We start from the raw sequence: 19,789 nt of genomic DNA, 5'->3' as shown, positions 1-19,789 counted from the left end.
ATGAGCGACGTGACCGTTGCCGACGAGATCATCACCACGGATGTCGTGATTGTGGGGGCGGGTCCGTGCGGGTTGTTTGCGGTGTTCGAGCTGGGCCTGCTCGACATCCGGGCGCATCTGGTCGACATCCTGCCCAAGGTCGGCGGGCAATGCGCCGAGCTTTATCCGGAAAAGCCGATCTACGACATTCCCGGCTTCCCCGTCGTCACCGGCCAGGGCCTGGTCGATAATCTGATCGAGCAGATCAAGCCGTTCGGCCCGACCTTCCATCTCAACCAGATGATCCAGGCGCTGGAGCCGACCGGCACGGCCGAGGCCCCGCGCTTCCGCGTCGTGACCGACGCCGGCACCGTCTTCGACACCAAGACCGTGCTGATCGCCGCCGGCGGTGGCTCGTTCCAGCCCAAGAAACCGCCGATCCCGGGCATCGACGCCTATGAGGGCAAGTCTGTGTTCTATGCCGTGCGCAAGATGGAGGCGTTTCGCGGTCGCGACGTGCTGATCGTCGGCGGCGGCGATTCCGCGCTCGACTGGACCCTGAACCTGCAGCCGATCGCGCGCCGCGTCACGCTGATGCACCGCCGCGACGATTTCCGCGCCGCGCCCCATTCGGTCGAGCAGATGCGCGCGCTGGTCGCGTCAGGCCAGATGGACATGAAGCTCGGCCAGGTCACCGGCCTGCGCGGCGAAGGCTCGACGCTCGAAGCCGCGATCTGCCGCGACGCTGCGGGCGAGACCTTCGAGATCGCCTGCGATACGCTGCTGCCCTTCTTCGGCCTGACCATGAAGCTCGGCCCGATCGCCGATTGGGGCTTGAACCTCAATGAGAACCTGATCCCGGCCGATACCGAGAAGTTCGAGACCTCGACGCCGGGCATCTTCGCCATCGGCGACATCAACACCTATCCCGGCAAGCTCAAGCTCATCCTCTCGGGGTTCCACGAGGCCGCGCTCGCCGCCCAGAAGGTCCATCGCTACGTCTATCCCGACAAGCGCCTGACCTTCCAGTACACGACATCCTCGACATCCCTCCAGAAAAAGCTCGGGGTCGCCTGATGCAGACCTGAAAGCGGCGCCCCGAGGGACGCCGCTTTCAGTCCGATGACGTCATCTGTCGGGTCAGTAGATCTGGGCCCAGCTCGTATTTCCATGCCCGGCCGGCGACACAGCTGATCCGGCCACCGCAGGCCCGAGCCCCAGCGAACCGCGGATCCCCGGAGATGGGCCTGCCAATGCGGCCGGCGGCGAAGCCGGAGCCGAGCTTATCTGCGGCTGCGCCGGCTCCGGCGGCAACGGCACGCCATCCTCCGGCTCCTGCGGGCTGACGCGCTCCCTGAACTCGGCGATCGCGCCCTCGATCGGGTGGAAGCTGAAGCGCACCTTATGCGTTCCCACGGGCACCTGGACGGCGCGGAACAGCACATTGGCCTTGAGAATTTCAGTTTCGACACCGTCGACCTCGGCCCGCCACCAGGGATGCCAGATGTCGTTGAGCACGACGAACCCGGCGCTCGACGCCGTGACCTCGATCTCGACCTCGGTGTTCTGATAGCGCGTCAGCTTGACGTCCGCCTGCACCACGGCAGGCCCTTCGGGCGCCGCCACCGGGGGCTCGTTCTCGAGAAGCACAGCCTGCGCCGGATCGATTTCGGGCCAGCGGCCGGCCAGCTTCATGCTCTCGAAATCGGCGAACTGCCAGCCGCCGACGAACTGCACGCGCGGCAGGGCGCGCGGGTTCTCGTAGATATAGCCTTCTTTCGTCCGCGCGATCAGGGTGACGTCGCCGTCCTTCAGCGAGTGGTCGACCTGATTGATCGGCACCGGCGTCGCGATGTAGCGCAGGCCGAGGAAATCGGCCAGACGGCAGCGATAGGACGGGAACAGCGGCGTGAACTTGCGCTGGTCGGGGCCTGCAATGCCGTCCCGCGTGCCCACGGCATCGGAGAAATCGGCAAGCCGCAGCGGGTTGTAGCCGAGCGTATGGTCGAAGCCGTGCACCATGCCGGCATTGGGCCATTCGAAGCCCATGCCCAGCAGTTCGACCCTGTCGCGGCGCGGCGAACCGGCCGGCTGCGCCACGAGCCGCTTCAGGACGCGGACGGTCTCGTTTTGCGTTTCGGGGCGCAGAACATCGTAAAGCTGCGGCGAAAGTGCCGTCGACTCGTTGGGCCCATTGTTGACGCCGAGATCGGCGGCGACGACGCCGGTCACAAGAACGGCGGCCGCGACCGGGCCAATCGCACCGCGCCAGCGGCGCAAACCGGCGACGACCAGCCACGCCGCGGCAAACCACGCTGCAGCCATGGCAGACGGGCGCCAGGCATCGCCAAGATGCCCTTCCCGCAGCGCGACGACCAGTGCAACCGCCAGCAACAGGCCAACGATGGCTCCGGCAACGAGCAGATCGCGTCGGAAGGACAGGACCGCCCGCTCAGTCAGGATTTTGTGCAGGACATAACCCGCCAGCACCGCGCCGAGCGCGCCGATCAGGAAGGTGGCGTCGGCGGGGCGGCGAAACGCGCTCACACCCGGCAGGTAGTCATAAGCAACGTGGAAGAGAGGCGTGTAGCGCCCAAGCGCGAACAGGACCATGAACGCGAACAGCAGGGTGAACGGCCGGATCGCCTTGTCCCACAGCCAGCCGCGCGTCAGGCCGGGCGCGATCAGCAGCAGCAGCGGCAGCGCCCCGAAATAGACCTGCCCCATATTCTGCGACAGGAACAGTTCCTTGGCCCAGCCGGGATTGTTGTAGGGACCCCAGAACTCGACGGCTGGATCGCTCGCGCCAAAGAGATCGGCGACAAAGGCGGTGAGCAGCGAAGCGGGGTGCAGCGAACCGCGACCGGCCTCCACCAGATCGACCTCGGGCCGGGTGGTCGCTTCGGCGAAGAGCCAGGTCCAGAGCAGCGGCAGCGCGATGGTGGCGACACCTGCAAGGCAGGCCATGGAAATCGCCGGCAGGCTGGCGCGAACGGCTGGCCAACCACCGGAAAGCCAATGAGCGACGACCATGCCGATCAGGACATAGGCGCCGAGCAGCGCGACCTGATCGGGTTCCAGAACCATCATCCCGGCGGCCAGGCCCGCGAAGGCACCCGACAGCAGCGACGAGCGCTGCAGCATCCGCGCCGTCAGCCAGAAGGCGATGGCGAAGAAGGCGAGGCTTGCGATCTGGCCGACATGCTGCACCCGCCAGGCGGCCGAAGCGCCGAAAGCGAAGACGATCGCCGCCACAAGGCCGCCGACAGGGTGCCAGCGCCGGTCGCGGAAAAACATCATCAGCGCGAGGCCGCCCGCCAGCAGATGCGCCAGCACATAAGCGTCGACCTCGCGGAAGCTCGGCGACGGCGACAGCAAGGCGAGCAGGATCGCGGGGGAAAAGATCAGCGACTGCGGATCGGCCACCTGCGGCGAGCCACCGAAAACGTTGTGATTCCAGAACGGCGACTGGCCCGAATGCAGGGCCTGCGCCAGGAATTGAATCTGGGCCTGGAAATGCGCCTTGGCGTCGAAGGGAATCGTGACGGCACCCGAAAGCCAGGGCCAGCACAGGATCACCCAGACACAGACAAAGCCTATGGCCGCCAGCCGATAGCCGGCGCCCTTCGTCAGAAACGCGTTCAAGCGGACCCCCCGGTCCCTAGCCAGATTGTGATGGTCCCGGGCTTGGAACCAGCCTCCATCCTGTCAGTCGCGAGGACCATGCCGGCCGCGAGGTGAACCGAAACTGAATGAAATCGGCCAGCCGTTCAGCTTGTCGGAAAGATGCTCAAGGCTTGGTTGAAACCACCAGACAGAGGCTTTTCTGCCTCACTCCCAGCTGCTCACTTGCCCGGCACGAGCCAGGCGGCGACGACTCGCCGCTCGGCCGGCGTCATCCCCGAGAGATTATTGGGCGGCATCGCATGCGTCATCACGGCCTGCGTCCTGATGGCGCGGGCATGGAGCGCGATCTGCGCGGGCTCGTGCAGCAGCACACCCTTAGGCGGAAGCTGGATGCCGGGCCATGACGGTTCCGGCGTGTGGCACATCGCGCATCGCCCGGTGATGATATTGGCGACCTCGGCGGGCGGCAGGCTCATGCCTGCGAGCAGAACTGGCGCGGGCGGATCGAGCGGCTTCAGCCCGAGCCGCTCGCGCCCGCCCGGAGACGAGGCCATCGCCACCCAGAAGGCGAGCCACAGCGCGAGAATAGCCACGCCCCAGGTCCACCATGGCGATTTCGCATGGTCGGCATGGCGCACATTGAAGAAATGCCGGATCAGCGCGCCCGCGACGATGATCAACGCCACCAGCGCCGGGATCATCGCCGAATTGGCATAGGTTACCGGATAGTGGTTCGACAGCATCAGGAACAGCACGGGCAGGGTGATGTAATTGTTGTGTGTCGAGCGCTGCTTGGCCTGCTTGCCGTATTTCGGATCGGGCTTCTCGCCGGCGCTCAGCGCCGCGATGACCTTGCGCTGGCCGGGCATGATGTTGAAGAAGACGTTAGCGGTCATGATCGTCGCCATCAGCGCGCCGGTATGGATCAGCGCGCCGCGTCCCGAAAAGACGCTGGCGAAGGCCCAGCTCGCGGCCACGACATAGCCGAAACCGAAGAGCCCAAGCAGCACGTCGTTCTTGCCCAGCGGCGACTTGCACAGGAAGTCATAGAACAGCCAGCCCAGCGCCAGCGCCGCGATGCCGATCGCGCCCGCCGCGAAAGGCGAGAGCGCCATCACCGCCGGGTCGATCAGATAGAGTTCCGACTGCGCGTAGTAGACCCAGACCAGCAGGAAGAAGCCGGAGATCCAGGTCCAGTAGCTCTGCCATTTGTGCCAGGTCAGCTCGGCCGGCATCACGGCGGGCGCGACCATGTATTTGCGCATCTCGTAGAAGCCGCCGCCATGCACCTGCCAGGCAAGAAACTGATCAGGACTCGCACCCCCGCCCGCCGGAATGTCTGCAGCAGGCCGGAGCGAGGCGTCGAGATGGATGAAGAAGAAGGACGAACCGATCCAGGCGATCGCCGTGATCACATGCAGCCAGCGCAGCAGCATGCTGCCCCATTCCACGAGATAGGCGTCAAACATGACGGGCCTCTCCGGCGGCGGGACCCGCGGGCGATTGACAGGGGCGAATCCGGGGTAGAATTCTCATGATGCGTCCAGACTAGGGTTGCGCGATTTCGGAAGGCAAGCGCGTTCCGGAAAAGCTGCAGCCCGCCTGTCGAGACGCGATTGCCCTCCCGGAGAACGGCAGCGAATGGGACGTCTCTCGACGCATGTGCTCGACACGGTCAATGGCAGGCCGGCGCCCGGCGTCGCGATCACGCTCGACCGGCTCCTGACCGGCGGCGGGCGCGAGACTGTCGCGCAGACCGTGACCAATGCGGACGGACGCACCGACGCAGCCCTGTTGAGCGGCTTGCTGAGCCCCGGCACCTACGAGCTCACTTTCGCGATCGGCGCCTATTTCCGCGGCCTCGGCACCAACCTGCCCGAGCCCGCCTTCCTCGACAGCGTGCCGATCCGCTTCGGCATCGCCGATCCCGACGGCCACTATCACGTTCCGCTCCTGGCCTCGCCCTGGAGCTATTCCACCTATCGCGGCAGCTGAAAATCCATGAACGAGAGCAAATACCCCCGCGACCTCGTCGGCTATGGCCGCAACGCGCCCAATCCGCACTGGCCGGGCAAGGCCCGCATCGCCGTGCAGTTCGTGATCAATTACGAGGAGGGCGGCGAGAACAACGTGCTCCATGGCGATGCTGCCTCCGAGGCCTTTCTCTCGGAGATCGTCGGCGCCGCGCCCTGGCAGGGCCAGCGCCACATGAACATGGAGTCGATCTACGAATACGGCTCGCGCGCGGGCTATTGGCGGCTCTGGCGGATGTTCACCCAGCGCAAGATGCCGGTCACGGTCTTCGCGGTGGCAAGCGCGCTCGCCCGCTATCCCGAGATCATCGATTCGATGCGGGAAGCCGGCTGGGAGATCGCGACCCACGGCCTGAAATGGATCGATTACCGCGATATCCCGGCCGAAAAGGAAGCCGCCGACATCGCCGAGGCCGTCAGCATCCAGCAGGAGCTCACCGGAGAGCGCCCGCTCGGCTTCTATCAGGGCCGCAGTTCGGAGCGGACAACGCCGCTGATGATGGAGGAAGGCGGCTTCCTCTACACCGCCGACAGCTATGCCGACGAGCTGCCCTACTGGCTCGCCGGGCCGAAGGGCCCGCAACTCAGCGTGCCCTATACGCTCGACGCCAACGACATGCGGTTTGCCACGCCGCAGGGCTTCAACGCTGGCGACCAGTTCTTCGCCTATCTCAAGGATTCCTTCGACACGCTCTATGCCGAGGGCGAAACCGCCCCGAAAATGATGTCGGTCGGCCTGCATTGCCGCCTTGTCGGCCGGCCGGGCCGCGCCGCCGCGCTGGCGCGCTTTCTCGACTATATCCAGGGCCATGACCGGGTCTGGGTCGCGACCCGGCTCGACATCGCTCGCCACTGGATTCGCTACCATCCGCCGGAAGGCGGTTATGTGCCCTCAAAGCTGCCGAAAGCGCTCTTCGTCGAGATTTATGGCCGCGTCTGGGAGCACTCGCCCTGGGTGGCGGAAGCGACGCATGATGCCGGCCTCGGCCCGGCGCAGGACAGTGCGCAGGGCCTGCACGCCGCCATGACCAAAGCGATGAACGCCGGCTCCCCCGAGCGCCAGCGCGCCCTCCTGCTTGCCCATCCCGATCTCGCGGGCAAGCTCGCCGCGGCGGGTCAACTGACGCCTGAATCCAGCCATGAGCAGGCCTCCGCCGGGCTCGACCGGCTGACCAGCGATGAGCGCGTCCGCTTCATCGCGCTGAACGAAACCTACAAGGCCCGTTTCGGCATCCCCTTCATCATCGCCGTGAAAGGACTGGCCAAGCAGGACGTCGTCACAGCCTTCGAAACGCGGCTGAAAAGCACGCCGGAGGCCGAGTTCGAAACAGCGCTCGAGCAGGTCTCGAAGATCGCGCTGCTACGGCTGAAGGATCTGCTGCCGGAAGGGTGACGGCTGTCCTGACCGTCATTGCGAGCGCAGCGAAGCAATCCAGGAGACGTCGAGCGAGACGCTGGATTGCTTCGCTTCGCTCGCAATGACGGAGAAGCGCCTTGAGCATCGGCCCGAAAAGTGGAATGCAGTTTTCGGGAAAAGCCGATGCAAAAACAAAGAGCTACAGCCCGCTGACGAGATGCCCGCCATCGACGGCGACGACGGCGCCGGTCATGTGGCGCCCCGCATTCGAACACAGCAGCAATAATGGCCCATCGAGATCGTCGGGTTCGCCGATCCGCCGCGCGGGAATCCGCTTCGTCAATGCCTGCCCGGCGTCGCTGGCGAAGAAGTCGCTGTTGATGTCGGTCGCGACATATCCCGGCGCCAGGGCGTTGACCCGGATCGCGTGCCGCGCCCATTCGAGCGCCAGCACCTTGGTCATCTGGATCAGCCCCGCCTTGGAAATCGCGTAGGGCGCGACACGCGCCATCACCCGCTCGCCGAGGATCGAAGCGATGTTGACGATCGCTCCCCCACCCTCCTGCGCCATCATGATCTTCGCCGCCGCCTGTGCCGCAAAAAAGCAGCCCTTGAGATTGACGTCGAGCTGCGCGTCCCACTGCGCCTCGGTGACGGACAGGGCAGCCTCGGTTTCGCCGATGCCGGCATTGTTGACGAGCACGTCGAGCCCGCCGAGGAGCCCGGCCGCCTCGCCGATACCCGATTGCATGGCGGCAACCGAGGCCATGTCGAGAGCCAGCGGCACGACCCTGCCCGGCAGCGGGGCACAGTCATCGGCGAGTTGCGCCAGCCGGTCGACCCGCCGGGCAGCCGCGACAACATGCGCGCCATTGCCTGCCAGCAGCCGCACGAAATGCGCGCCCAGCCCCGATGATGCACCGGTCACGATCACGCGCTTGCCCTTGAGATCGCCGAACATGCTGCCTCCTCGTCTTCAGACTGTCCGAAGGGGACACCGCCCGGCGATGCCGGTCAATCCACGGCACTGCGGGCAGCCCGATCCACACGGCATCGGAACTCGACGGCAAGGCATGCGTTGATCTCCCTCAGCTTGGACGGAGGGGGATATGTTTCGGATTCTTCTGATCATCGTGGTCATCGCGATCGGTTACGACGCGGTGGTCCACAGCGGCTACTACACCCGACAGATCTGGACGGGCGTGGTCGGCCTGACGGATTCGGCCGTCGGCAGCGCAAAGCAGCTCGGCGAGAAGGTGCGGGACGAGACCGCGACCAAGACGAATTGATCTCCCCGGTCGGGGCGGTCGTCAGGGCTGGAGACGAGCGTCCCACCGAAACATACCGCACTGCGGCAATTTCGTCTGGACACCCGCATGCATACCCCTAACACTCACCGCAGAGAAACAGCCGGAAGCGCAACGCTTGACCGAGACAGCCTCAAAGCCCGAGCCCGCCATTCATTTTGAGCCCGATGACCAGGTCGAGCGGCTCAAGGCGGAAATCACCAAGAAGCTGACCTATTCCCTGGGCAAGAACGCCTCGGTGGCGCAGCCGCATGACTGGCTGACAGCCGGCATCCTCGCGGCGCGCGACCATATCGTCGACGTCTGGCAGCGTTCGACCCGCGAGAGCTATCAGACCGGGCGCAAGCGGGTTTACTACCTCTCGCTCGAATTCCTGATCGGCCGCTCGCTCGCCGACGCCCTCAACAATCTCGGCCTGACCGGCGCGATGGCGCAGGCGATGAGCGAACTCGGCGTCGATCTCGCCGCCATCGAGACGATCGAGCCCGACGCCGCGCTCGGCAATGGCGGTCTTGGCCGCCTCGCCGCCTGCTACATGGAGGCCATGGCCTCGACCGGCGTGCCGGCGCTTGGCTACGGCATCCGCTACGATCATGGCCTGTTCAAGCAGCGCATCGACGGCGGCAAGCAGATCGAGGTGCCCGAGGACTGGCTCTCCTTCCGCAATCCCTGGGAATTCGAGCGGCGCGAGAGCTCCTACAAGATCGGCTTCGGCGGCTCGGTCACCGGCACGGCCAAGCCCGGCGAGGTCTTCTGGGAGCCGGAGGAGACCGTCTTCGCGGTGGCCTACGATACCGCGATCATCGGCTGGCGCGGCCGCGACGCCACGACATTGCGGCTGTGGCGAGCCCGCGCCATGCATCCGCTTTCGCTCGACGCGTTCAATCAGGGCGATCTCGTCGGTGCCGTCGCCGAGCGCAACCGCGCCGAGGCGATCTCGAAGGTGCTCTACCCCAACGACTCCACCCCGGCGGGGCAGGAATTGCGGCTGCGGCAGGAGTTTTTCTTCACCTCGGCCTCGCTGCAGGATCTGGTGCGCCGGCACTACCGCCAGTTCGGCAAGCTCGACAACCTGCCCGACAAGGCCGCGATCCAGCTCAACGACACCCACCCGGCGCTGGCCGTCGCCGAGCTGATGCGGCTGCTGATCGACCAGCATGGCCTGTCCTGGGAAGACGCCTGGACGATCACCAACGGCACGATCTCCTACACCAACCACACCCTCCTGCCCGAAGCGCTGGAGACCTGGCCGGTGGCGCTGATGGAGCGGCTTCTGCCGCGCCACATGCAGATCATCTTCGGCATCAATGCGCGCTTCCTTGACGCGGTCAGGCGCTCGGCCGGCGGCGAGAACGTCGACCTCTCCTCGATCTCGCTGATCGACGAATATCACGGCCGACGCGTGCGCATGGCCCATCTCGCCTTCGTCGGCTCGCACACGGTCAACGGCGTGTCGGCGCTGCATTCCAACCTGATGAAGGAGACCGTCTTCGCGCCGCTCCACAGGATCTTTCCGGAGCGCATCACCAACGTCACCAATGGCATCACGCCGCGTCGCTGGCTGCTCAGCGCCAATCCGGGCCTGACGAGCGCGCTCCAGGATGTCTGCGGCGAAGGCGTCACCGACGATATCGAGCAGATCCGCAAGCTCGCGCAGCATGCCCGCGATCCGGCCCTGCACGAAAGGCTGGCCTCGATCCGGCACGACAACAAGCTGAAGCTGGCGAAGATCATCCGGCAGGACACCGGCGTGGTGGTCGACCCCACCGCGATGTTCGACGTCCAGATCAAGCGCATCCACGAATACAAGCGCCAGTTGCTCAATATCCTGGAGACGATAGCGCTTTACGACGCGATCCGCTCCGAGCCCTATCGCGACTGGGCGCCCCGCGTGAAGATCTTCGCCGGCAAGGCCGCGTCGAACTATGGCACGGCCAAGGCGATCATCAACCTGATCAACGACGTCGCCGTGGTCGTGAACAACGACATCACCACGCGCGACCGGCTGAAGGTGATCTTCCTGCCGAATTACAATGTCAGCGCCGCCGAGGTCATCATCCCGGCGGCCGACCTCTCCGAGCAGATCTCGACCGCCGGCATGGAAGCCTCCGGCACCGGCAACATGAAGTTCGCCTTGAACGGGGCGCTCACCATCGGCACGCTCGACGGTGCCAATATCGAGATCGGCGAGCGCGTCGGCGCGGACAACATCATGATCTTCGGCATGACGGCAGCCGAGGTCGAGGCTGCCCGCCTGGCCCCCCGGCCGACGAGCGAGATCATCGCCGCGACGCCGCATCTCGAAGGCGTGCTCGATGCCGTCGCGGACGGAGCCTATTCGCCGCGCGAGCGGGACCGCTATCGCGGCCTCGTCGAGGGCCTGCGCGTCAGCGACTGGTTCATGGTGCTCAACGATTTCGAGAGCTATCGGCAGGCGCAGCGCCGCGTCGACGCGCTCTGGGCCGACCAGCCGACATGGTGGACCAAATCGATCACCAACACCGCTCATTGCGGCTGGTTCAGCGCCGACCGGGCGATCCGCGAATATGCGCAGCGCATCTGGCACGTGCCGGCCGGCTACGCCGCCAAGAGCTGAGCCTAAGGCGTTGAACACCTTGCCTGAGCGCCGCTGGCAGATCGCGCCCTGCGACCTGCCAGCGCAGATGGGCGCGACGCTGGTGGACGGCGGCGTCGCCTTCGCCGTCTTCTCCCGCAATGGCGACACGGTATATCTGTGCCTGTTCGACGAGGCCGGTGAGCGCGAGATCGCGCGTCTGCCCCTGCCCTGCCGCAGCGGCGACATTCACCACGGGCTGTTGCCCGGCGCCGGACCGGGCCTGCGCTACGCCCTGCGCGTCGAGGGGCCGTTCCAGCCGGCGCGCGGCCACCGTTTCGATGCAACCAAGTTGCTGGTCGATCCTTACGCCCGGCGTATCGACCGCCCGTTTCGCTGGGACCCGGCGCTGGCGGCGCCCCCCTCGGCCGGCATAGACACCGCCCCGCTGGTCCCGCGCAGCATCGTCACCGAACAGCCGGCCGGGGTGCCGCATCTAAGCCGCCAACCGAAACCGGGCTTCATCTACGAACTTGGCGTCAAATCCTTCACGATGCGCCACCCGGCCATAGCCGAGCCCCTGCGGGGAACGCTTGCGGCGCTGACGGCGAAACCCGTTCTGGACCATCTCGCGCGGCTCGGGGTCAGCCATGTCGAGCTGATGCCGATCGCGGCCTGGATGGATGAGCGCCATCTGCCATCGCTCGGCCTCGCCAATGCCTGGGGCTACAACCCCGTCAATTTCTTCGCGCTCGACCCGCGCCTTGCGCCCGGCGGGGATCATGACCTGCGCCAGCTTTGCGCTGTCTATGCTGAGGCCGGCATCGGCGTCATCCTCGATATCGTCCTCAACCATACCGCCGAGAGCGACGAGCATGGCGCGACGATCAGCCTGCGCGGGCTCGACAACGCCGTCTACTACCGCCACGCCAGCGACGATCCCGGACGGCTGATCAACGATACCGGCTGCGGTCACACCTTGGCGCTCGACCGCGCACCGGTGGTTCGGATGGCCACCGACGCCTTGCGGCATTGGCGCGGCTGCGGTGTCGCCGGCTTCCGTTTCGATCTCGGCACAGTGATGGGCCGGCTGGAGACAGGCTTCTCGCAGGATGCTCCGCTCTTCGCCGCGATCCTCCAGGACCCCGACCTCGCCAATGCCCTGCTGATCGCCGAACCCTGGGATATCGGGCCGGGCGGCTACCGGCTCGGCGAATTCCCCGCCCCCTTCGCCGAATGGAACGGACGTTACCGCGATGATGTCCGTCGCTTCTGGCGTGGCGATGCAGCCATGGCCGGCAGCCTGGCGACACGGCTCGCCGGCTCGGCCGACCTCTTCGGCGCGCGGCATCGCGGCCCCGATGCCAGCATCAACTTCATCGCCGCCCATGACGGCTTCACGCTGGCCGATCTCGTGGGCTATGCCGCCAAGCACAATCAGGCCAATGGCGAGGACAATCGCGACGGCGACAATGACAGCCATAGCTGGAACAATGGCCGTGAGGGGCCAAGCGACGAGCCGGCGATTGCGGCTGCACGCGATCGCGACATCCGCGCCCTGCTGGCGACGCTGTTCCTGTCCCGCGGCATCCCCATGCTGACGGCGGGCGACGAACTCGGCCGGACTCAGTTTGGCAACAACAACGCCTATGCCCAGGACAATGCAGCGTTTTGGCTGGATTGGGACCATGCCGAGGAGAATCGGATCGGCTTCGTTGCGGAGCTTGCCCGCCTGCGCCGGGAGCATCCCCTGCTGACCGCCGAAACCTTCCTGACCGGCAAGGGCACCCCCCCGGATGCGGTCTGGCTCAAACCAGATGGCACGCCGATCGTCGATCACGAATGGCAAGGACTGGACGCGCTTTGCCTCGTCCTGACCGGTGACGACGAGACGATGCTGATCGCGATCAACCGGGGACATCAGGCTGTATCATTGACCTTGCCGGAAGACCAGAAATGGCGGCGGCTTGCGTCTTCGGCCGCCTGCGATGATGCGAGGGCGCTGCCCGCACGCAGCGTCAGCCTGTATCACCGCGCCTAGTCGAACCTCCCCGTCATGGTCGGGCTTGTCCCGACCATCCACGTCTTCTTTGGTCGAGCCTGAGTTCAAGACGTGGATGCTCGCCACAAGGGCGAGCATGACGGATCGCTGCAAGACCTCGGCCCAGACGTGAAGCCAAACCTCACATCAGCACGATCAGGGACCTCGGCGACAGCGTCAGTTCGCTCTCCGCCTTCAGGCCCTTGCGGCCCTCGTCGGAGCCCGGGCCGGTCTCGGTGTCGAGCACGACCGACCACGCGCCTTTCTTCACCCGTGCCGGAATCTTGAAGACAACTTCGCCGTCGAAGGCATTGAAAAGAATCAGCGCCTCGTCGCCGCCCTGCTCAACCTCCGGCGTGTGCATCAGCAGTCCGATGGCCCGCACGCCGTCATCGTCCCAATGCTCTTCCTGCTGGTCGCCGCCGGCCGGATTGACCCAGCGCAGGACGCAGCCGTCACGGAAGGAGGCTCGCCGGAAGATCGCATGCTCGGCCCGCAGCGCGGTCACCCGCTGGACGAACTGCGTCAGTGCCCGGTCGCGGTCGGTGAGCTTGTCCCATTTGATCCAGGCGAGTTCGTTGTCCTGGGCATAGACGTTGTTGTTGCCATCCTGCGAATGGCCGAGTTCGTCGCCAGCCAGGATCATCGGCGTGCCATGCGAGAGCAGCAGCGTCGCCAGCAGGTTGCGCTTCTGCCGTTCGCGGGCCGCGATGATGCCGGCATCATCCGTGGGCCCCTCGACCCCGAAATTGAAGGACAGGTTGTGGCCGTGGCCGTCCTTGTTGTCCTCGCCATTCGCGGCGTTGTGCTTCTCGTTGTAGGAGACCACGTCGTTCAGGGTGAAGCCGTCATGGGCGGTGATGAAGTTGACGCTCGACCAGGGCCGCCGGCCGCGCAGATCGTAGACATCGCCCGAGCCGGTCACGCGCGCCGCGAGGTCGCGGATGATGCCCTCCTCGCTCTTCCAATAGGCTCGCGTGGTGTCGCGGTACTTGTCGTTCCACTCGGCCCAGCCGGGCGGGAAGCCGCCGACCTGATAGCCGCCGGGGCCGATGTCCCAGGGCTCGCCGATGAGCTTGACCTTGCGCAGGACCGGATCCTGCCCCATCGCGTCGAAGAAGCCGCCGCGCTGGTCGAAGCCTCCTGGCTCGCGCCCGAGAATGGTGCCGAGATCGAAGCGGAAGCCGTCGACCTCCATGACCTCGACCCAGTAGCGCAGCGAATCCAGCACCATCTGCAGGACGCGCGGATGGCTGGTGTTCACCGTATTCCCGGTGCCGGTATCGTTGACGTAAAACCGCGCCTCGCCGGGCATGGTCCGGTAATAGGAGAAGTTGTCGATGCCCTTGAACGAGAGCGTCGGCCCCATCTCGTTGCCTTCGGCGGTGTGGTTGTAGACGACGTCGAGGATGACCTCGAGCCCGGCATCGTGGAAGCGCCTGACCATGTCGCGGAACGAGGCCAGCCCCGCTCTGCCCTCATAGCGCGGCTGCGGCGCAAAGAAGCCGATCGAGTTGTAGCCCCAATAGTTGCGCAGGCCCTTGGCGACGAGATGGTGGTCGTCGAGAAAGGCCTGAACCGGCAGGAGCTCGACCGAGGTGACGCCAAGGCTCTTGATGTAGTCGACGACAGCCTTTTCGCCGAGCCCATCGAAAGTGCCGCGCTTCGCCTCGGGAACGGCCGGGTGCAGCTGGGTGAAGCCGCGCACATGCGTCTCGTAGAAGATCGTGCGATCCCAGGGTACCGTCGGCTTCGCGGGAGCCTTCGGATCGGCCGCGAAATCGCAGACGACGCATTTGGGCATGAAAGCGGCACTGTCGAGCTCGCTGAAGCTCAGATCCTCATCGGCCTCGGCTTTCACGTCATAACCGTAATGAGCGTCGTTCCAGGCGATCTCGCCGGCATATTCTCTCGCATAGGGATCGAGCAGCAGCTTGTTGGGGTTGAAGCGATGGCCCTCATCGGGCGCATAGCGGCCGTGGACACGATAGCCATAGCGCTGCCCCGGCTTCACTCCCGGCAGATAGCCGTGCCAGATCTCGTTGGTGTATTCCGGCAGGGTGATGCGAGCGATTTCGCTCTGGCCGCTCTCGTCGAACAGGCACAGTTCGACACGCTCAGCCGCCGCTGAGAAGATGGCGAAGTTCGTGCCTGTCCCGTCATGAATCGCGCCGAGTTCGGTCGCTTCGCCGGCCTCGACATCGAAGCGCGCCTTGGTGTTGTCAGCCATGTCAGCCCCTGCGCCAATCAGGCTGGCGGAGGCTGCGGCGCGCACCGCCGCAACACCCCCGTCACATCATTCATTTAAGCCTGTCGCGAAGCCTGCAACGTCTCCGCACCATCCGTGTTCCACGCGAGCGGCACCGAATTTGCATCATTATTTTGCAGCGCAGCATGGAACCTTAACCTTTGTAAAGTGTTCTCGATCGCGCAGGCAGGTCAGGATGGTGTGGCGATGGTCGAGGTGCTGAAGCAGGCCGGGACGGACACCATCTCCTCGACGTCCGGCCATGCCCTGACATACGCCGCCGCGGTCAAGGACAGCCCGCCGGAGCCGGCGGCATTGCTCTCCACGACAAAACTGCTCTTTGTCACGTCCGAGATGGGCGACTTCATCAAGGCCGGCGGCCTGGGCGAAGTGTCGACCGCGCTGCCCCGGCAGTTGCGGGCTTTCTGCGATGTGCGCGTCCTGATCCCCGGCTTCCGGCAGGTGCGGGCGGCCAAGCCGAACATGGACATCGTCCATCAGATGCCGCGCACGGCAAGCCTGCCGCCCTGGTCGCTCGGCCGCTTCAGCACGCCCGACGGGCTGACGATCTATGCCGTGCTCTGCGACGAACTCTACGATCGCGAGGGTTCGCCCTATGGCCCCTTCGCAGGCGGCGATTTCGGCGATAACGACATCCGCTTCGGCCGGCTTTCGCTGGCTGCTGCCGAGATCGCGGCCGGCGAGGCCGACCCGAACTGGAAGCCCGACATCATCCACGTCAATGATTGGCCATCAGCCCTGGCGGCCGGCTATCTGCGCTGGAAGGGGTTGGCAACGCCCTCGATTCTGACGATCCACAATCTCGCCTATCAGGGCCTGTACCAGCCGGCACGGATGAACGCGCTTGGCATTCCCGATCTCGCCTTCTCGGTCAACGGCGCCGAATTCCATGGCAAGATCTCCTTCCTGAAGAGCGGCATCTATTACGGCTCGCATGTCACCACGGTCAGCGAGACCTATGCGAGCGAGATCACGACGGCCGATCACGGCTGCGGCCTGGAGGGCCTGCTCAAGACCCGCATGGATGAAGGCCGCCTGACCGGCATCGTCAATGGCATCGATGACAGCTGGGCTTCGCCCACAGGCGTCGAGAAGACCGGCGCCCAGATGATCCGTCAGTGGAAGCGCCAGAACGCGGCCAATATCCGCAAGAGCTTCGAGCTTCCCGCGTCGCGCGGGCCGCTATTCTCGATCATTTCGCGCCTGGTTCACCAGAAGGGCATCGACCTCTCGATCGAGGCCGCCGAGACGATCATCGACAATGGTGGCCAGCTCGTCGTCACCGGGCGCGGCGAACCGCGGCTGGAGGATGCGATCGAGCGCCTCGCCCGCCAGCACCCGGCATCGGTCGCCGCCCGCATCGGCTTCGACGATGGCGAGGCCCGGCGCATCTTTGCCGCCAGCGATTTCCTGCTGATGCCCTCGCGTTTCGAACCTTGCGGTCTCAGTCAGATGTACGCTCAGCGCTCGGGCGCCCTGCCGATCGCCTATCGCACGGGCGGCCTCGTCGACACGATCGAGGACGGGCTGTCGGGCTTCCTGTTCTCGTCGCTGACGGGCGCAGGCCTGACATCGGCCGTGACCCGCGCACTCGACGCCTTCCGCTCGAAGCGGGCCTTCGTGCAGATGCGCGAGCATGCAATGGCCAAGCGCTTCGACTGGGGCCGGCCGACCCACCGGTATGCGGATGTCTACGCCAAGGCGCTGGCGGCATGAGGTTTGGCTGAACAATTGTGCGGCCGGGCCTCGCCGACATCCCGCGCAAGCGAGCCGGCGAGAAGCGTGCCCATGGGGCGACAGGTAAAGGCGAGTGCAGGTAAGGCGAGACAGAATGGGCGCAGCCTTCATCCTTCGAGAGGGCAACTCCATCGAAGCGCCGTCTCGAAAGATGAAGGCTGTATGTCCCGGGATGCGTTCAGGCCTTCTTCGTGGGCCCCGCTTTCGTCGCCGCGATCTTGGCCGGCGGCGTCGCGGCAGGATCCCTCGTCAACGCGGTCGTGATCTTGCCCTTGGCAGGCGGCTTGGCCTTGAGGCCACCGTTTGTCTTGAGCTCGCCGTTTTTCAGGCTGGCCGAAACGCGCGCCTCGGCCTGCTTCCAATGCTCGGCGTCGCGTCCTTCAGGCTTGCCCTCTGCTTCCCAGATCGCATAGGCCGTATCGCGAACGATCTGCTCCCGGCTCATCGACAATCTCCATTTCACGCTAGGTTTGCCCGCTGTGACAACGAGGTCGGTAATGCTTGGTTCCACTCAGAAAATCGTGAAGCATGCGGTATGTTGAAGCGGGAACGCAAAGCCCTTCCGCTGCGTTGCAGCATGAATGATTCCGCGGCCTTCGTGGAGTCGTCTTCGCGCTGGAACCAGACCCGATGACGCGCCAGATCCCACTCAGATTGCCCAGCCTTCCGCCGCGCGACATCGCGCTGCTCGAAGAAGGCCGCCATCCCGATGCTTTCGCCGTTCTGGGCCGGCATCCGGTCGAGGACATCATGCTGGTCCGGGCCTTCCTGCCCGGCGCCAACTATGTCGAACTCGTCACCGGCGAGGGCGAAGAGCGGCGCACCGTCGCGATGATCGGCCAGGGCAACGGCCTCTATGAGGCGCCCTGCCCGCCTCAGCAGCCCTACCGCCTCCGGGTCGCCTGGCCCGGCGGCATCACCGAGGCCGCCGACCCATACAGCTTCGGCCTGCTGCTTTCCGACGATGATATCTATCTCGCGGCGGAAGGCCGGCATTTCGACCTGTCGACACGCCTTGGCGCCAATATCCGCAGCTTTGAGGGTATTGAGGGCGTGCTCTTCGCGGTCTGGGCGCCGAACGCGTCCCATGTCGCGGTCGTCGGCGATTTCAACGGCTGGGATACCCGCCGCCATCCGATGCGCCGGCGATTGGGACCGGGCATCTGGGAGCTGTTCATTCCCGGACTGAAACCGGGCGCCGTCTATAAATACGCGCTCGACGCGGCCTCCGGCGAACGCCTGCCCTGGAAGGCTGATCCGCTGGCGCGCTGCACAGAGTTGCCGCCGCGCACGGGTTCCGTGGTCGCGGCGCCGCCCGACTACGCCTGGACGGATGCCGACTGGATCGAGGCGCGCTCGAAGGCTCATCCCATTACCGAGCCCATGTCGGCCTATGAGGTCCATGTCGGCTCGTGGCTGCGCACGGAATGGGGCCAGATGGGCTCCTGGGACGAGGCCGTCGACAGGCTGATCCCTTATCTCCAGCATATGGGCTTCAGCCATGTCGAGCTGATGCCGATCACGGAGCATCCCTTCGGGGGATCGTGGGGCTATCAGCCGCTGGCCATGTTCGCGCCGACAGCCCGGCTGGGCCCGCCCGAAGCTTTCGCCCGCTTCGTCGACCGCTGCCATGCAGCGGGCATCGGCGTGATCCTCGATTGGGTGCCCGCGCATTTTCCCTCAGACGAACACGGGCTCGCCCGTTTTGACGGCACGGCGCTCTACGAACACGAGGACCCGCGCGAAGGCTTCCATCGCGACTGGAACACGCTGATCTACAATGTCGGCCGGCGCGAGGTGCGCGGCTTCCTGATAGCCTCGGCGCTGTGGTGGGTCGAGACCTTCCATCTCGACGGCCTGCGCGTCGATGCCGTCGCCTCGATGCTCTATCGCGACTATAGCCGCCTGCCCGGCGAATGGGTGCCCAACCAGTATGGCGGGCGCGAGAATCTGGAAGCAGTCAGCTTCTTCCAGGAGCTCAACACGCTCATCGGCGCCCGCGGCCGAGGCGCGGTCACCATCGCCGAGGAATCGACCGCATGGCCCGGCGTCACAACGCCGGTGCATCACGGCGGGCTGGGCTTCCACTTCAAGTGGAACATGGGCTGGATGCACGACACGCTGCGGTTCTTCGCGCGCGATCCGATCCATCGCGGCCATCATGGCGACGATGTCACTTTCGGGCTGATCTACGCCTTCTCCGAGAATTTCGTGCTGCCGATCTCGCATGACGAGGTGGTGCATGGCAAAGGCTCGCTGATCTCGCGCATGCCCGGCGACGACTGGCAGCGCTTCGCAAACCTGCGGCTCTGCCTGGCACTGATGTGGACGCATCCCGGCAAGAAGCTTCTGTTCATGGGCTGCGAGTTCGGCGCTGAGGAGGAATGGAGTGTCGACGCGCCCTTTCCCTGGCCACACCCGGACGACGAACGCAGACGCGGAGCGATGAATCTGATCCGCGATCTGAACGCGCTTTACCGCGCTACTCCGGCCTTGCATCGGCTGGACCATGCCCCCGAGGGCTTCGCCTGGATCGTCGCCGATGACAGCGCCAACTCCGTTTTCGCCTTCAGCCGCTCGGGCGGCGCAGGCGCGCCCGACGTTCTCGTCATCGCCAACATGACACCGGTGCCGCGCCACGATTACCGCATCGGCGTGGTCAGGCCCGGGCTCTGGCGTGAGCGCCTGAACAGCGATGCCGATGTGTATAGCGGCGCCGGGCTGGGGAATGGCGGCGCGTGCCGGACAGGATCGATTTCGGCCCATGGCCAGAAGCAGAGCCTCTCGCTGACGCTTCCGCCGCTCGGACTGCTGGTGCTTGAACACGATCCAGCTGGCCTTTAGCAGCCGCTTCGATCCCAACCCCCTGCCCTGCGGAGCAAGCG

General features: G+C 65.5%; 13 protein-coding genes. 8 read left to right on the top strand and 5 right to left on the bottom strand.

The window, feature by feature from the left end:
- Complete coding sequence (locus C4S73_RS08855) at positions 1-1,056, top strand: NAD(P)/FAD-dependent oxidoreductase (protein WP_103872120.1); 1,056 nt, start codon at positions 1-3, stop codon at positions 1,054-1,056.
- A gap of 63 nt (positions 1,057-1,119) precedes the next feature.
- Here the strand turns inward: C4S73_RS08855 and C4S73_RS08850 are convergent, their stop codons facing one another.
- A complete protein-coding gene (locus C4S73_RS08850) occupies positions 1,120-3,624 on the bottom strand; it encodes a glycosyltransferase family protein (RefSeq protein ID WP_200827967.1) in 2,505 nt (834 codons plus the stop codon).
- A gap of 200 nt (positions 3,625-3,824) precedes the next feature.
- Entirely contained in the window at positions 3,825-5,075 is a 1,251-nt protein-coding gene (locus C4S73_RS08845; RefSeq protein WP_103872119.1) for a urate hydroxylase PuuD, read from the bottom strand.
- Positions 5,076-5,247: 172 nt separating this feature from the next.
- On the opposite strand from C4S73_RS08845, the gene uraH reads away from it, so the two are divergent.
- The gene (gene uraH, locus C4S73_RS08840) at positions 5,248-5,601 is read left to right on the top strand and encodes a hydroxyisourate hydrolase (protein ID WP_103872118.1); all 354 of its coding nucleotides are present in this window, start codon (positions 5,248-5,250) and stop codon (positions 5,599-5,601) included.
- A 6-nt stretch (positions 5,602-5,607) separates the two neighbouring features.
- Positions 5,608-7,032, top strand: a complete 1,425-nt coding sequence (gene puuE, locus C4S73_RS08835) for an allantoinase PuuE (RefSeq protein WP_103872117.1) — start codon at positions 5,608-5,610, stop codon at positions 7,030-7,032.
- A 163-nt stretch (positions 7,033-7,195) separates the two neighbouring features.
- Here puuE and C4S73_RS08830 read toward each other — a convergent pair whose 3' ends face one another.
- A complete protein-coding gene (locus C4S73_RS08830; RefSeq protein ID WP_103872116.1) occupies positions 7,196-7,957 on the bottom strand; it encodes an SDR family NAD(P)-dependent oxidoreductase in 762 nt (253 codons plus the stop codon).
- Positions 7,958-8,105: 148 nt separating this feature from the next.
- On the opposite strand from C4S73_RS08830, the gene C4S73_RS08825 reads away from it, so the two are divergent.
- The 3 genes from C4S73_RS08825 to glgX (C4S73_RS08815) all read left to right on the top strand — a co-directional run bounded on the left by C4S73_RS08825 (position 8,106) and on the right by glgX (C4S73_RS08815) (position 12,898).
- Positions 8,106-8,285 (top strand): hypothetical protein, encoded by a 180-nt coding sequence (locus C4S73_RS08825; protein ID WP_103872115.1) that lies wholly within the window; start codon positions 8,106-8,108, stop codon positions 8,283-8,285.
- Between the two features lie 136 nt (positions 8,286-8,421).
- Complete coding sequence (locus tag C4S73_RS08820) at positions 8,422-10,899, top strand: glycogen/starch/alpha-glucan phosphorylase (protein WP_103872114.1); 2,478 nt, start codon at positions 8,422-8,424, stop codon at positions 10,897-10,899.
- Between the two features lie 10 nt (positions 10,900-10,909).
- On the top strand, positions 10,910-12,898 hold the full coding sequence (glgX, locus tag C4S73_RS08815) for a glycogen debranching protein GlgX (protein WP_160115703.1): 1,989 nt from the start codon (positions 10,910-10,912) through the stop codon (positions 12,896-12,898).
- A 142-nt stretch (positions 12,899-13,040) separates the two neighbouring features.
- Here glgX (C4S73_RS08815) and glgX (C4S73_RS08810) read toward each other — a convergent pair whose 3' ends face one another.
- Entirely contained in the window at positions 13,041-15,128 is a 2,088-nt protein-coding gene (gene glgX, locus C4S73_RS08810; protein WP_103872112.1) for a glycogen debranching protein GlgX, read from the bottom strand.
- 225 nt (positions 15,129-15,353) lie between these two features.
- On the opposite strand from glgX (C4S73_RS08810), the gene glgA reads away from it, so the two are divergent.
- Positions 15,354-16,883 carry a glycogen synthase GlgA gene (gene glgA, locus C4S73_RS08805; protein WP_103872428.1) on the top strand — a complete coding sequence of 510 codons (1,530 nt, stop codon included), beginning with the start codon at positions 15,354-15,356 and terminating at the stop codon, positions 16,881-16,883.
- A 199-nt stretch (positions 16,884-17,082) separates the two neighbouring features.
- Here glgA and C4S73_RS08800 read toward each other — a convergent pair whose 3' ends face one another.
- Positions 17,083-17,349, bottom strand: a complete 267-nt coding sequence (locus C4S73_RS08800) for a DUF2934 domain-containing protein (RefSeq protein WP_103872111.1) — start codon at positions 17,347-17,349, stop codon at positions 17,083-17,085.
- 185 nt (positions 17,350-17,534) lie between these two features.
- Between C4S73_RS08800 and glgB the strand changes: the two genes are divergently transcribed.
- Positions 17,535-19,748, top strand: a complete 2,214-nt coding sequence (gene glgB, locus C4S73_RS08795; protein WP_103872110.1) for a 1,4-alpha-glucan branching protein GlgB — start codon at positions 17,535-17,537, stop codon at positions 19,746-19,748.
- The last annotated feature ends 41 nt before the right edge of the window (positions 19,749-19,789 follow it).

Origin of the sequence: Allobosea lathyri (assembly GCF_900108245.1) — a bacterium.
GTDB classification, from domain to species: domain Bacteria; phylum Pseudomonadota; class Alphaproteobacteria; order Rhizobiales; family Beijerinckiaceae; genus Allobosea; species Allobosea lathyri.
Note: the sequence above shows the minus strand (reverse complement) of the source record. Positions and strands in the feature narration are given on the sequence as shown.